The sequence below is a fragment of the Bradyrhizobium dasycarpum genome (genome assembly GCF_042019905.1).
GTDB lineage: Bacteria > Pseudomonadota > Alphaproteobacteria > Rhizobiales > Xanthobacteraceae > Bradyrhizobium > Bradyrhizobium japonicum_B.
Genome location: NZ_CP169574.1, coordinates 4211451 through 4224101, shown reverse-complemented (window position 1 = coordinate 4224101; position 12651 = coordinate 4211451). Strand labels below are relative to the sequence as shown.

13 protein-coding genes are annotated in these 12651 nt (G+C 66.3%); 8 read left to right on the top strand and 5 right to left on the bottom strand.

The features are described 5' to 3' along the window. Positions 1 to 89: 89 nt before the first annotated feature. Positions 90 to 764 carry an alpha/beta family hydrolase gene (locus ACETMP_RS20350; protein WP_375157580.1) on the top strand — a complete coding sequence of 225 codons (675 nt, stop codon included), beginning with the start codon at positions 90 to 92 and terminating at the stop codon, positions 762 to 764. Positions 765 to 767: 3 nt separating this feature from the next. Here the strand turns inward: ACETMP_RS20350 and ACETMP_RS20345 are convergent, their stop codons facing one another. Beyond that, positions 768 to 1742, bottom strand: coding sequence for a ketopantoate reductase family protein (locus ACETMP_RS20345; protein WP_375157579.1), 975 nt, complete (start codon positions 1740 to 1742; stop codon positions 768 to 770). Between the two features lie 164 nt (positions 1743 to 1906). On the opposite strand from ACETMP_RS20345, the gene ACETMP_RS20340 reads away from it, so the two are divergent. Continuing rightward, a complete protein-coding gene (locus ACETMP_RS20340) occupies positions 1907 to 2710 on the top strand; it encodes an enoyl-CoA hydratase-related protein (protein ID WP_375157578.1) in 804 nt (267 codons plus the stop codon). A gap of 3 nt (positions 2711 to 2713) precedes the next feature. Here ACETMP_RS20340 and ACETMP_RS20335 read toward each other — a convergent pair whose 3' ends face one another. Beyond that, positions 2714 to 2989, bottom strand: coding sequence for a hypothetical protein (locus ACETMP_RS20335; RefSeq protein ID WP_375157577.1), 276 nt, complete (start codon positions 2987 to 2989; stop codon positions 2714 to 2716). A gap of 108 nt (positions 2990 to 3097) precedes the next feature. Between ACETMP_RS20335 and ACETMP_RS20330 the strand changes: the two genes are divergently transcribed. The 4 genes from ACETMP_RS20330 to ACETMP_RS20315 all read left to right on the top strand — a co-directional run bounded on the left by ACETMP_RS20330 (position 3098) and on the right by ACETMP_RS20315 (position 7220). Further along, positions 3098 to 4462, top strand: a complete 1365-nt coding sequence (locus ACETMP_RS20330) for an FAD-dependent oxidoreductase (RefSeq protein ID WP_375157576.1) — start codon at positions 3098 to 3100, stop codon at positions 4460 to 4462. A gap of 34 nt (positions 4463 to 4496) precedes the next feature. After that, complete coding sequence (locus ACETMP_RS20325; RefSeq protein WP_375157575.1) at positions 4497 to 5501, top strand: ABC transporter substrate-binding protein; 1005 nt, start codon at positions 4497 to 4499, stop codon at positions 5499 to 5501. Between the two features lie 134 nt (positions 5502 to 5635). Beyond that, a complete protein-coding gene (locus ACETMP_RS20320; RefSeq protein ID WP_375157574.1) occupies positions 5636 to 6409 on the top strand; it encodes an ABC transporter ATP-binding protein in 774 nt (257 codons plus the stop codon). Then, entirely contained in the window at positions 6402 to 7220 is an 819-nt protein-coding gene (locus ACETMP_RS20315; RefSeq protein WP_028133968.1) for an ABC transporter permease, read from the top strand. Before ACETMP_RS20320 ends, ACETMP_RS20315 begins: the two co-directional genes overlap by 8 nt. A gap of 152 nt (positions 7221 to 7372) precedes the next feature. Here ACETMP_RS20315 and gtdA read toward each other — a convergent pair whose 3' ends face one another. Further along, positions 7373 to 8413, bottom strand: coding sequence for a gentisate 1,2-dioxygenase (gene gtdA, locus ACETMP_RS20310; protein WP_375157573.1), 1041 nt, complete (start codon positions 8411 to 8413; stop codon positions 7373 to 7375). A 175-nt stretch (positions 8414 to 8588) separates the two neighbouring features. Here gtdA and maiA point away from each other — a divergent pair, with 175 nt between their 5' ends. After that, positions 8589 to 9221 (top strand): maleylacetoacetate isomerase, encoded by a 633-nt coding sequence (gene maiA, locus ACETMP_RS20305; protein ID WP_375157572.1) that lies wholly within the window; start codon positions 8589 to 8591, stop codon positions 9219 to 9221. Beyond that, positions 9211 to 9723, top strand: a complete 513-nt coding sequence (locus ACETMP_RS20300; protein ID WP_375157571.1) for a MarR family winged helix-turn-helix transcriptional regulator — start codon at positions 9211 to 9213, stop codon at positions 9721 to 9723. The genes maiA and ACETMP_RS20300 overlap by 11 nt, the downstream gene beginning before the upstream one ends. Positions 9724 to 9870: 147 nt before the next feature. Here ACETMP_RS20300 and ACETMP_RS20295 read toward each other — a convergent pair whose 3' ends face one another. Together ACETMP_RS20295 and ACETMP_RS20290 are read right to left on the bottom strand one after the other, a co-directional pair. Next, the gene (locus tag ACETMP_RS20295) at positions 9871 to 11484 is read right to left on the bottom strand and encodes a benzoate-CoA ligase family protein (RefSeq protein WP_375157570.1); all 1614 of its coding nucleotides are present in this window, start codon (positions 11482 to 11484) and stop codon (positions 9871 to 9873) included. Beyond that, the gene (locus ACETMP_RS20290; protein WP_375157569.1) at positions 11481 to 12632 is read right to left on the bottom strand and encodes an FAD-dependent monooxygenase; all 1152 of its coding nucleotides are present in this window, start codon (positions 12630 to 12632) and stop codon (positions 11481 to 11483) included. Before ACETMP_RS20290 ends, ACETMP_RS20295 begins: the two co-directional genes overlap by 4 nt. Between the last annotated feature and the right edge of the window lie 19 nt (positions 12633 to 12651).

The following is a 12651-nucleotide window of genomic DNA, read 5'->3' as shown; positions in this document are numbered from 1 at the left end:
CTTCGCTCGCGGGACGCGCGTGAGGTTTCCTGTTTTCAGATCGGGGTCCCGCAGGTACCATTGAGAGAATTCATCGGGAACATTCGGTCTTGCTCGAAGCGCGCGAGCTCAAGCTCGACATCGAACGCATCGGTACGGTCTCGGCGATCCTGACGCGACCGGACCATGCGCGCGCCTGCTACGTGCTGGCGCACGGCGCCGGCGCCGATATGCGGCATTCCTTCATGGAGAAGGTCGCGGAGGGGCTCGCAAGCCGCGGCATTGCGACCTTGCGCTTCAATTTCCCTTATATGGAAGAGAAGAAGGGGCGTCCTGACCAGCCGGCGGTTGCGCACGCCGCGATCCGCGCGGCGGTCGCCGAAGCGGCACGGCTGTGCCGCGGGGTGACGCTCATCGCCGGCGGCAAGTCGTTTGGCGGGCGCATGACCTCGCAGGCGCAGTCGAAGGCACCGCTGCCTGATGTGAAGGGCCTCGCCTTCCTCGGCTTTCCTCTCCATGCCCCCAAGAAGCCGTCGTCCGAGCGCGCCGAGCACCTCGCCGGCATCGCGATCCCGATGCTGTACCTGCAGGGCACGCGCGACGAGCTTGCCGATCTCGGCCATCTCAGGCCCGTCATCGCGGCGTTGGGGGGAAAGGCGACGCTGCATGAGATCGAAGGCGGCGACCATTCGTTTGCGGTGTTGAAGAAGTCCGGCCGCACTAACGACGAGGCGCTGACCGAGGTGCTGGACACGCTCGCGGCCTGGATCGATCGAATCGCCTGAGGCTCACGCCGCGTAAAGCCCCTTGTCGCGCGCTTTCTGGATCGCCAGCGCGGCGATCAGGTCGAGGGTTGGCGTCGACAGGCCGGCGATGCGTGCGAAGGCGGCGGGCGCCCGGACCAGCACGTCGATCTCCATGGCGCGGCCGAGCTCGTAATCCTGGAGCAGCGAGGGCTTGTGGTTGGGGGCGGGGCCGCTGCGGGTCACGCGTTTGACCTCGGGAATGAAGTGCTGGGCGATGTCGTTGGCCTCGTTCAGCATGCGCGGGATGACCTCGGCGAAAGCGGGGTCGTCGCGCACGCCGCGCGCGGTCTGGCCGGTGAGAAGGCACAGCACCGACAGCGACATGTTGGTCAGCAGCTTTGACCAGATCGCCTCGCGGATATCGGCCACCGGCGGCGATTCCAGCCGCGCGTCGTTGAAGACATTGCGCAGCCTGGTGATGCGCTCGCAATGGCGATCGTCGCATTCGCCGATCAGGAGGCGGTTGCGGTCCGGCGTGAGGTTGTGCACGACGCCCGGCGCGGTCACCTCGTTGGAGGAGAAGACGACGCCGCCGATGATGCGCTCCTTCGGGATGCAGGCGCGCAGCCGCCCGCCGGGGTCGAGGAAGGAAATATCCGGCGGCGTCGGATGCCGCGGCGGCAGGCCGATGCCGTACCACCAGGGAATGCCGTTCTGCGCGAACACGATGGCGGTATCGTCCTGCAGCAGCGGCTTGATGCTGGAGACCAGCCCCGGCAGCGCCGTCGCCTTCAGCGTCGAGATCACGACGTCCTGCGGCCCGAGTTGGGCCGGATCGCCGGACGCGTTCACCTTGGCGCCGACCTCGGAATCGCCGACCCGCAGCTTGAGGCCGCCTGCGCGCGCCGCCTCCAGATGCGCACCCCGCATCACGCATGAAACGTCATGGCCGGCGCGGGCGAGCCGGACCGCGATGTGGCTGCCGACGGCGCCCGCGCCGAAAATGCAGATGCGCATGATGATTCCGTCCTGTCCCTTGCCTGTCCGTTGGTGCCACCCGGGTAGCAGCATGACACAAGCCGCCATGCGATGGGCGCGACCGCCCCACGCTGGAAAGATATGGATCGGGACGCAGCGCCTCGGTCATAGTGCACGCCAATCAAACGACCGGAGGATTGCCGATGACTGCCAGCCCCGTCCTGTGGACCCTTGATGAGCGTGGGGTTGCCACCGTCACGTTGAACCGCCCGGAGGTCAACAATGCCTATGACGGCGCGCTGATATCAGGCGTGCTCGCGGCCATGGATGATCTGGGGACGAAGCCTCACCTGCGCGTTGTTTTGCTCAAGGGCAACGGCAGGCATTTTCAGGCCGGCGCCGATCTGAAATGGATCAACGGCGTTCGGCCGCAATCGGCCGAAGCGAACGAAGCGGCCTCGCGCGCGACCTTCGAGGCGGTGCAGCGGCTCAACACGCTGCCGATCCCGACCGTCGCGCTGGTGCAGGGCGGCTGCTTCGGCGGCGGCACCGGCGTGATCGCGGCCTGCGACGTCGTGATTGCCGCGGACAACGCGTTGTTCTCGATCACCGAGGTACGCTGGGGCCTGACGGCGGCGATCATCATCCCGCAGCTCTGCGACGCCATCGGCGTCCGCCAGGTCCGCCGCTACGCGCTCACCGGCGAGCGTTTCGGCGCCGAGGACGCCCGCCGCATCGGTCTCGTCCACGAGGTCGTCCCGCTCGCCGAGCTCGAAGCTGCCGGCAGCAAGGTGGTCGAGCAATTGCTCGCCAACGGCCCCGAGGCGATGGCCGAGACCAAGAAGCTCGCGCTGGAAAGCTCGTTCGGCGGCATGGCGGTGGACGATGCCGCCTGCACCCGGCTTGTGCAGCTGCATTCGCTCAAGCGGCAGAGCGCGGAGGCCGCGGAGGGACTGGCCTCGTTCGCGGAGAAGCGGGCGGCGAGGTGGGGCGGCGGGAAGAGCTGAACGTCAGCAGCCGCGGCAGATGTTGTTGATGCTGCGATAGACCGCATCGTCGTCCTGTCGCATCTGCCGCAGCGTTTCGAGCGTGCTGCTCGCGCCGGTCGCGGGCGCAGGCTTGCGCCTGGCCGCGAGCTCGTCCTCCTGCCGCTTGTAGCAGGCTTCGCGCTCGGGCTTGGCCTGAATGAAGCGGCAGTTCTGCTCCACGGCCGTGGCGGGCGTGGCGGCGAAGATCGCAACGGCAAGCAGAGCGGCGAAACAGCATCTGACGTTGATCGAATCCATGGCCGCTTTGTCTCAGGTTCACCGACGGCGGGCAACCGCGATCTTGCGACGGTGGCGCTTGCCGGTTAAGCCGTGATCCCGTTCAAAGGGTTTGGGAAGGGACGCGCCATGCGGGCCGTGACAATCGAAGAACCGGCACGACAGGTGCCGCTCTATGGCGAATACGAAGTCGTTGTGCTCGGCGGCGGCCCCGCCGGTATCGTCGCGGCGGCTTCAAGCGCGCGCGCCGGGCGGAAGACGCTTCTGATCGAGCGCTACGGTTTCCTCGGCGGCATGGGCACGGCGGCCGGCGTCACCAATTTCTGCGGCCTGCATGGCAATGTCCATGGCGAGCACCGGCGGCTGGTGCAGGGCATGGCCTCCGAGCTGCTGGCGCGGATCGACCATCTGAACGGCCTGAACACGCCGCACCTGATCCTCGGCAAGGTGTTTGCGCAGGCCTATGACACCGCCGCCTACAAGATCGCGGCCGACGAGCTGCTCGCCAGTCACAAGGTGCACATCCTGTTCCACGCACTCGGCGCCGGCGTCGTGATGGCCGACAGCAGCCGCATCGACGCCCTGCTGGTGGAGACCAAGGCCGGCCGGCAGGCGGTGCGGGCGGAGATCTTCATCGACTGCTCCGGCGACGGCGATCTCGCGGTCTGGGCCGGCGCGCCGTTCGAGATCGGCGACGCGCACGGTCATCCGATGTACCCGTCGATGATGCTCCGTCTCAACGGCATCGATCCCGCGCGGGCGGGCGAAGCCTGGCGGACCATTCCGCAATTGATGGAGAAGGCCCTCGCCGCCGGCACGCATCAATTTCCGCGCAAAAGCGCGATCGTGCGGCCGCAGAAATCCGGCATCGAATGGCGGGTGAACTTTACGCAAGTGGCGCGCGAGGACGGCCATGCCATCAATGGCGTCGAGCCCGACGATCTCACCCGCGGCGAGATCGAGGGCCGCAAGCAGGCGCTCGCCGCCTTCGAGTTCCTGCGCACCGTGCCCGGCTTCGAAAAGTCCTACATCGTGGACCTGCCGCCGCAGCTCGGCATCCGCGAGACCCGCCGCATCAAGGGCGGCTACCAGCTCAGCGGCGAGGACGTGCTCGGCTGCGCCTCGTTCGATGACTCCATCGGCGTCAATAGCTGGCCGATCGAGGCCCATGTGCCCGGCGACGTCGTCTTCACCTTCCCGCCGATCCCGCAATCCCGCGGCTATAACGAGCTGCCCTATCGGATGCTGGTGCCCGAAGGCGTCGACAACCTGCTGGTTGCCGGCCGCTGCGCCTCCATGACCCATGAGGGCCAGTCCGCGGCGCGGGTGTCGGGGGCCTGCTTCGCCATGGGGGAGGCCGCCGGCTCCGCCGCCGCGCTGGCGCTCTCAGGAAACCGGATTCCACGCGAAATCCCCATTGAAAAGTTGCAGGAAACGTTGAAACAACAGGGGGCCTTCATCGGCCGGGACCAAAGGGTGCCGGAAGGATTGTGACGGGCGGCAATAGAACAACGGCGGAGGAAACGGGATGATCGGAATGGTGCGGCTCGCGCTTGCGGGCCTTCTGGCGATCACGGCGATGGGCGGTGCAAGGGCCGAGGACGCGCTGAAGGCCAGGATCGGCGTGCTCCGCCTGTCCTCCTCCGCGCCCGTCTTCATCGCGCAGGACAAGGGCTATTTCCGCGAGGCCGGCCTCGAGGTCGAGCTGAAGTTCTTCGACGCGGCCCAGCCGATCGCGGTCGCGACCACGTCGGGCGACGTCGATTTCGGCATCACCGCCTTTACCGCGGGACTCTACAATCTCGCCGGCAAGGGCACGCTGAAGGTGATCGGCGGCATGAGCCGCGAGAAGGCGGGCTATCCGCTGATCGGTTATTTCGCCAGCAACAACGCCTATGCGGCCGGCCTCAAGACGCCAAAGGACCTCGCCGGCAAGCGCGTGGCGATGACTCAGGTCGGATCGAGCTTTCACTATTCGCTCGGCCTGCTCGCCGACAAATACGGCTTCAAGCTCGCGGACGTGAAGATCGTGCCGCTGCAATCGCTGTCGAATGCGGCGGCGGCGCTGAAGGGCGAGACCGTCGATGCGGCGCTGCTGCCGATCTCGACCGCGCGCAAGCTGATGGACGAGGGCGGCGCGAAATTCCTCGGCTGGGTCGGCGACGAGACGCCCTGGCAGCTGGGCGCGGTGTTCGCCTCGCCGAAGACGCTGACCAACAAGGCGCTGGTGACAAAGCTGCTCGGCGCCTTGGCCAAGGCCGACCGCGAATATTACGACGTCATCCTCGCGGCAATGAAGGACGGTGTCGCGCCGATCAACGACAAGACCAAGCCGCTCTTGGAGATCATCGCCAAGTACACCAATCTGCCGGTCGAGCAGGTGGTCGGCAATTGCGCCTATATCGATCCCGACGGCAAGCTGGACGTGAAGAACGTCGACAACCAGATCAAATGGCTGCAGGAGCAGGGCTTTGCCGACAAGGGTTTTGACGCGGAGGCGATTATCGCGAAGGAATTTGTGAAGGCGGATTGATGTTTGCTGTCATTCCGGGGCGATGCGAAGCATCGAACCCGGAATCTCGAGGTTCCCCGGTGCGCAATTGCGCACCTGAGGTCTGGTCCTTCGGACCATCCCGGAACGACGGAGAACAGGATAGACGAGACCGTATGGACCTGATCGCCAGCCACATCTCCCACCGCTTCGGCGATCTCGCCGTGCTCGACGACGTCTCCTTCACCGTCAGCGCCGGCGAGGTGGTCGCGGTCGTCGGGCCCTCGGGCTGCGGCAAGAGCACGCTGCTGTCGATCCTCGGTGGGCTGCTGCAGTCGACCTCGGGCGCCGCCGAATTGCGCGGCTCGCCGCCGGCGGACAGCCTCAATCCGCTGACCTTCGTGTTCCAGGATTTCGCGCTGCTGCCCTGGGCCACGGTCGAGCAGAACGTCGAATTCCCGCTGCTGCATGCCCAGCTTTCGGCGGCGCAGCGCCGCGCGCTGGTCGACGATGCCTTGCACCGCACAGGGCTGACCGATTTCCGCAAGACCTATCCGAAGCAGCTCTCCGGCGGCATGCGCCAGCGCGTCGGCATTTCGCGCGCGCTGGCGGTGAGACCTGCCATCCTGCTGATGGACGAGCCGCTGTCGGCGCTGGATTCGCAGACCCGCGAGCTCCTGATGGAGGATTTCGTCCGCCTGCTCGCCGATGGCGGCATGGGCGCGGTCTATGTCACGCACAATCTCGAAGAGGCGGCGCGGCTCGCCGATCGCATCGTGGTGCTGTCGCGCAGGCCCGGTCGCATCCGCGAGGTCGTGACCGTGCCGATGACGCGCACCGAGCGCGGCGAAGCCGCGGCGCGCGAGAAGCTGCTGGCGGTGCAGACCCAGATCTGGTCGCTGATCCGCAACGAGGCGATCGACGCCGAGCGCGAGGTCCAGCATGCTTGATCGGGCGGGTCTCCCCGCAAAGGACGAAGCGACGCGGCGCGTCGGTTTCCGCGGCGCCGGCTTCGTGCCCGCGAGCAGCCGCTACGGCGGGTGGATCGCGCTCGCCCTCGTCATCGCGATCTGGCAGGCCGCCGGCAGCGCCGGTCTCGTCAATGCGCTGTTTCTGCCGACGCCCGCTGCAATCGTCCGGGCGATCTATCAGCTCGCGATCTCGGGGGCGCTCTGGCAGCATGTGTCCGCCTCGCTGCTGCGCATCGGCGTCGGCTGGCTGCTCGGTACCGCCGCCGGCGTTGCCGTCGGCTTTGCCATCGGCTTGTCGCGGCTGGCGCGCAGCGTCGGCATCACCTTCATCTCGGCGCTGTTCCCGATCCCGAAGATCGCGCTGCTGCCGCTGCTCATCCTTTGGCTGGGCATCGGCGAGGAGCCGAAGATCGCGACCATTGCGCTCGGGGTGTTCTTCTCGACCGCGATCTCGGTCTATAGCGGCGTCGACGCCGTGCCGCGCAACCTGATCCGCATGGCGCAGAGCTTCAACGTTCCCTTCGCCACCATCGTGCGCAAGGTGATCTGGCCCGGCGCGTTGCCCGCGATCCTCGCCGGCTTCCGCATCACCGCCTCCGTCGCGCTGCTGCTGGTCGTCAGCGCCGAGATGATCGGCGCGCAATACGGCATCGGCGCCTTCGTGCTGCAGGCCGGAAATCTCATGCAGACCGATCAGCTGCTCGCCGGCGTCGTCATCCTGTCGGTGTTCGGGCTGGCGATCGGCAAGGTGATCGGCTGGCTGGAAACGAGGTTGTTGCACTGGCGGTAGCCGCGAACGCAAAGATGATGAGGACGCAGGCGAGCGCCACAAATCAGGTCGTCATGCCCGGGCTTGACCCGGGCATCCACGTCTTTCCTCGGGCGTAGCGGCACGTGGATGGCCGGGACAAGCCCGGCCATGACGGAGGATAGAGCGGCGCCTCACGCGTTGCCGCGATCTTCCCTGAACAGATCCAGCTTCTGTTGCACCGGGCGGTCCGAGAAGCTGAACACCACCGCGTCGTCGTCCGTCTCGTGCGTCACCCATTGCCAGCTCGGCACCACGAACAGATCACGCGGGCCCCATTCGAACACGGCATCGCCGATCCGGCTGCGGCCCTTGCCCTCGATCGGGCAGAACACGGTGGCATCCGTCGAGCGATAGCGCGCGGTCTTGAAGCCCTTGGGCAGCAGCTGGATGAAGGTGCCGATCGTCGGCATCGCGAAATCGCCGGTCTCGGGGTTGCTGAACTTCAGCTTCAGGCCGTGGCAGGCGTCCCATTCCTGGCTGGTCCTGGCCTTCTCCAGCGCTTCGCGCGTATAGGCATAGGGATAGCTGAAGATCGGCGAGGTCTTCGATGAGCGCTTCACGTCGACCGGCAGCAGGTTGTGGCCGTAGCGCGCAAAGCTGTCGCCGGCGGGCCTTGTGATCTTCTGCTGGTCCTCCTTGGCCCCTTCAGCAAAGGAGCAGTCGAAGAACTGCACCAGGGGGATGTCGAGACCGTCGAGCCAGAACATCGGCTGGTCGGTCTCGTTGGAATGATCGTGCCAGGTCATCGACGGCGTGATGATGAAGTCGCCCGGCTCCATCGCGGTGCGCTCGCCGTCGACGGCGGTATGCGCGCCCTTGCCTTCGAGCACGAAGCGCAGTGCCGACTGGCTGTGCCGGTGCGCCGGCGCGACGTCGCCGGGCACCACCATCTGCACGCCGGCATAGAGCGAGGTCGTGATCTTGGACTGGCCGCGCAAGCCGGGATTCTCCAGCACCAGCACGCGCCGCTCGGCTTCCCTGGCGGTGATGAGCCTGCCGGCCTCAATCATGTAATCGCGGATGACGTCGAACTTCCACAAATGCGGCCGGCAGGCGCTCTTCGGCTCCGGCGTGATCAGATCGCTCATCACCGTCCACAGCGCGGTGAGGTTTTCGCCGTCGATCTTCCTGTAGAACGCTTCGCGTTCCGGCGTCTTGGTCACGGCTTCCATGGCGGCGCTCCCGATCGTTTGTTGATTGACAGTATACTGACGATCTAGGTAGCGTCAATGCTGGCAGATGTTGTTGCTGTCATTCCGGAGCGATGCGATAGCATCGAATCCGGAATCTCGAGGTTCCGGGTTCTCGCTTCGCGAGCCCCGGAATGACAGAACGAGGGAGGTCTCGATGAAGCTGCACGGCTATTTCCGCTCCAGCGCCGCCTACCGGGTGCGGATCGCGCTGAACCTGAAGGGCCTCAAGGCCGCGCATCTGCCGCACCATTTGCGCAAGGGCGAGCAATGCACGCCCGCCTATCTCGCCATCAACCCGCAAGGCCTGGTGCCGGCATTGGAGGACGATGCCGGTGCGGTGCTGACGCAATCGGTCGCCATCATCGAATGGCTCGACGAGACGCATCCCCGTCCGCCGCTGCTGCCGAAGGATGCGCTGCAGCGCGCCAAGGTGAGGGCGTTTGCGCTGGCGATCGCCTGCGACACCCATCCGCTGCAGAACCTGAAAGTGCTGGCGCGGCTGCGCGAGCTCGGCCTGCCCGAGGACAAGGTCCAGGACTGGGCCGCCTGGGTCAACCGCGAAGGCCTGGCGGCCTGCGAGATCCTGATCAAGGACGAGCCGGGTCCGTTCTGTTTTGGCGATGCGCCGACGCTGGCCGATCTCTGTCTCGTGCCGCAGCTCGCCAATGCGCGCCGCTTCGGCGTCGACGTCTCCGCCTATCCGCGCCTGCTGAAGGCCGAGGCCGCCGCCAAGGCGCTGCCGGCGTTCGCCGAGGCCGCGCCGGAGAAGCAGCCCGATGCCGAGTAAGCCGCCCGCTCCGATCACGATCGACGCAGTCTATGCCGCGCCGGGCTATCTGTTCCGGCGCATGCAGCAGATCGCGGTCTCGATCTTCATGGAGGAGTGCAAGGCGTTCGACCTGACCCCGGTGCAATATGCGGCGCTGATCGCGATCCACACCCATCCCGGCATCGACGCCACGCGGCTGTCGGCGGTGATCGCCTTCGACCGCTCCACGCTCGGCAGCGTGATCGAGCGGCTGCAGGCCAAGGACTATGTCGAGCGCAAGCCGGCGCCCGAGGACAAGCGCATCAAGCTGCTCTATCTGACCAAGTCCGGCGCCGCGATCCTGCGCGAGATCATCCCCGCCGTCGAGCGCGCCCAGGCGCGCATGCTGGAGCCACTGAAGCCGGCGGATCGCAAGACGCTGATGGGGCTCCTGTCGCAGCTCGTCGACCTCAACAACGAGGCCTCACGCGTGCCGCTGCGGGCCGAGGATGCGCTGGAGCATCTTGGGAAGGCGGGGTGAGGGGGCGATGCCGCCGCCTCTCCCTCCGCTGTCCTTCCCCGCGAAGGCGGGGAATCCAGTACGCCGCGGCCCATCGGCCTAATCACAACCGCCTCTGGAATACTGGATCGCCCGCCTTCGCGGGCGATGACACCGAATTTGGTATTGCTACATCCGCAGCAAGGCCTGACGATCGATCTTCCCCGTGCCGGTCTTCGGCAGCTCGTCGATGAAGATGACCTCGCGCGGATATTTGTAGGGCAGCAGCCTGCCCTTGACGTAATCCTGCAGCCGCCGCGTCGTCTCACCCTGGTTGGCCGCGCGGTTGTTCATCACCACCACCGCCTTCAGCGTCATGCGGCGATCCGGCAGCTCGGCGGCGAACACCGCGCATTCGCGGATCTCGGGGTGGTCGGCAAGGCAGAGCTCGACCTCGAGCGGATAGACCCACTGGCCGGAGATCTTGATCAGATCATCGGCGCGGCCGCGGAAGAAGTGGAAGCCGTCGGCATCCCTGACGAAGCGGTCGCCGGTGTAGATCCACCCTTCCTCGCGGATGGTCTCGGCGGATTTGTCCGGCCGGTTCCAGTACAGCGGCGTGTTGGAATCGCCGCGGACCCACAGGATGCCCTCCTCGTTGTCGGCGACCTCGCGACCGTCCTTGTCGCGCAGCGCGACCTCGTAGCCGGGGACGCGCAGGCCCGCGGCGCCGAGCTTCTTCTGCCCGGGCCGGTTGGAGAGATAGATGTGCAGCACCTCGGTGGAGCCGAGGCCTTCGACGATCTCAAGGCCGGTGAGCGCCTTCCAGCCGTTGAAGACCTCGGCCGACAGCACTTCGGCAGCGGAGAGCGCCATGCGCAGGGACGAGAAGTCGGCCTTGTCCGCGCCTTCGGCCTTGGTCAGCGCCGTATACAGCGTCGGCAGGCCGAAGAAGACCGTGGGCCTGTGCTGCGCGATCGCTGCGAAGATCGCCGCGGGTTTCGGCTGGCCCGGCAGCAGCAGCGTCGCAGCTCCCGCCGAGAACGGGAAGGTGACGGAATTGCCGAAGCCGTAGGCGAAGAAGATCTTCGGCACGGAGAAGCAGATGTCGTCAGGCGTCAGCTGCAGGATGTTCTGCGCGAAGGCGAGCTCGCTGTAGGCCATGTCATGCTGGAGATGCACGATGCCCTTGGGCCGGCCGGTCGAGCCGGACGAATACATCCAGAACGCCATCTCGTTGCGATGCGTGGAGGCTTCGGCCAGTTGGGTCGGGAATTGCGCCAGCCAGTCGGCCGCCGCGATCGCTCTCGGTGCCGCGTGATCGCCCACCGCGCCGTTGACGACGATCAGCGTACGCAGCCTGGTGTCCTTGCAGGCCTCCGCATTGAAGCGCGCGCAGAACTCGGACTCCGCCACCGCAACTTCAGCTCCGGAATCGGCGAGATAGAATTGCAGCAGGTCGGGCGGCGTCAATGTGTTGATCAGCAGCGGCACGAAGCCGGCGCGCACCGCGCCGAAGAACGCGGCCGGATAGGCCGGCGTGTCGTCGAGGAACAGCAGCACGCGATCGCCGCGTTTCAGGCCGAGCGAAGCAAGGCCGTTGCCCCAGCGGCAGGCATCCGCGCACAGCTCGGCATAGGTCCGCGTGCCCGCGGGCCCCAACAGCGCCAGCTTGCCGCCGCGGTCCTTGGCGAGGTTGTCGAACAGCACCCGGCTGGCGTTGTAGATCTCGGGAACGGCAAAACCGATCTCGCGGGCTCCCGCGCAATCGGCGGGCACCCGGTCGCGAATCTCGTCGCTCATGCCTCGTCTCCGCCGTTGTTTTCACCACCCTTGGCCGCCTCGTAGCGGGCCATGAAGGCCGGAGACATCGCGCGCAGCCGGGAATCGTCGATACGGCCGGAGCGGGTGATGTAGCTGTAGGCGAAATCCATCAGCGGAAGCTTCATGTGCTGGGCGAAGTGCTCGTACCAGAACGCCGAGGTGCGCGCGGCATTGACGAGCTTCTGCACCACCGGCTTGCGCGCGGCCTGGTAGCGATGCAGGGCGGTGGCAAGATGCGCATCCGATTCCAGCGCCTTGACCAGCGCGATGGCATCCTCGATGGCAAGCCGCGTGCCCGAGCCGATCGAGAAATGCGCCGAGTGCAGGGCGTCACCGAGCAGCACCATGTTCTTGAACGACCAATGCTCGTTCCAGACCCAGGGGAAGTTGCGCCAAACCGATTTGTTCGACACGAGGCAATGGCCGCCCAGCGTGTCGGCGAACACTTCCTCGCAGACGCCCTTGGACTGCTCGACGTCCTTGTAGGCGAAGCCATAGGCCTGCCAGGTCGCGTGGTCGCATTCGACCAGGAAGGTGCTCATGGCCGGCGAGTAGCGGTAATGATGAGCGTTGAAGGCGCCGCGATCGGTCTTCACGAAGGTCTGCGACAACGTGTCGAACCGCTTGGAGGTGCCGTACCAGACGAACTTGTTGGAGGAGTACGACAGCGAGGTGCCGAAATCGCCCTCATAGGCGCGGCGCACCAGCGAGTTCAGGCCGTCGGCGGCGACGATCAAATCGTGGCCATGGAGCTGGTCGATGGCGTGGATCTGCGTGTCGAAGCGGGGCGTGACGCCGACGTCGAGCGCGCGCTGCTGCAGGAAGCGGAGCAGCTCCAGCCGCCCGATCGAGGAGAAGCCGACCCCGTCGATGGCGACGCTGTCGCCATGAAGGTTCAGCGTGATGTTCTCCCAGCTCTCCATATGCGGCGCGATCGCGTCGACCGTCTCGGGGTCGTCGGCGCGCAGGAATTCCAGCGCCTGGTCGGAGAACACGACGCCAAAGCCCCAGGTCGCGTCGGCCGGGTTCTGTTCGAACAGGTCGACCTGATCCTCGGGGTGACGCTTCTTCCAGAGATAGGCGAAATAGAGCCCAGCGGGGCCCCCGCCAATCACGGCGATCCGCAACGTCTGCCTCCCTAATTGA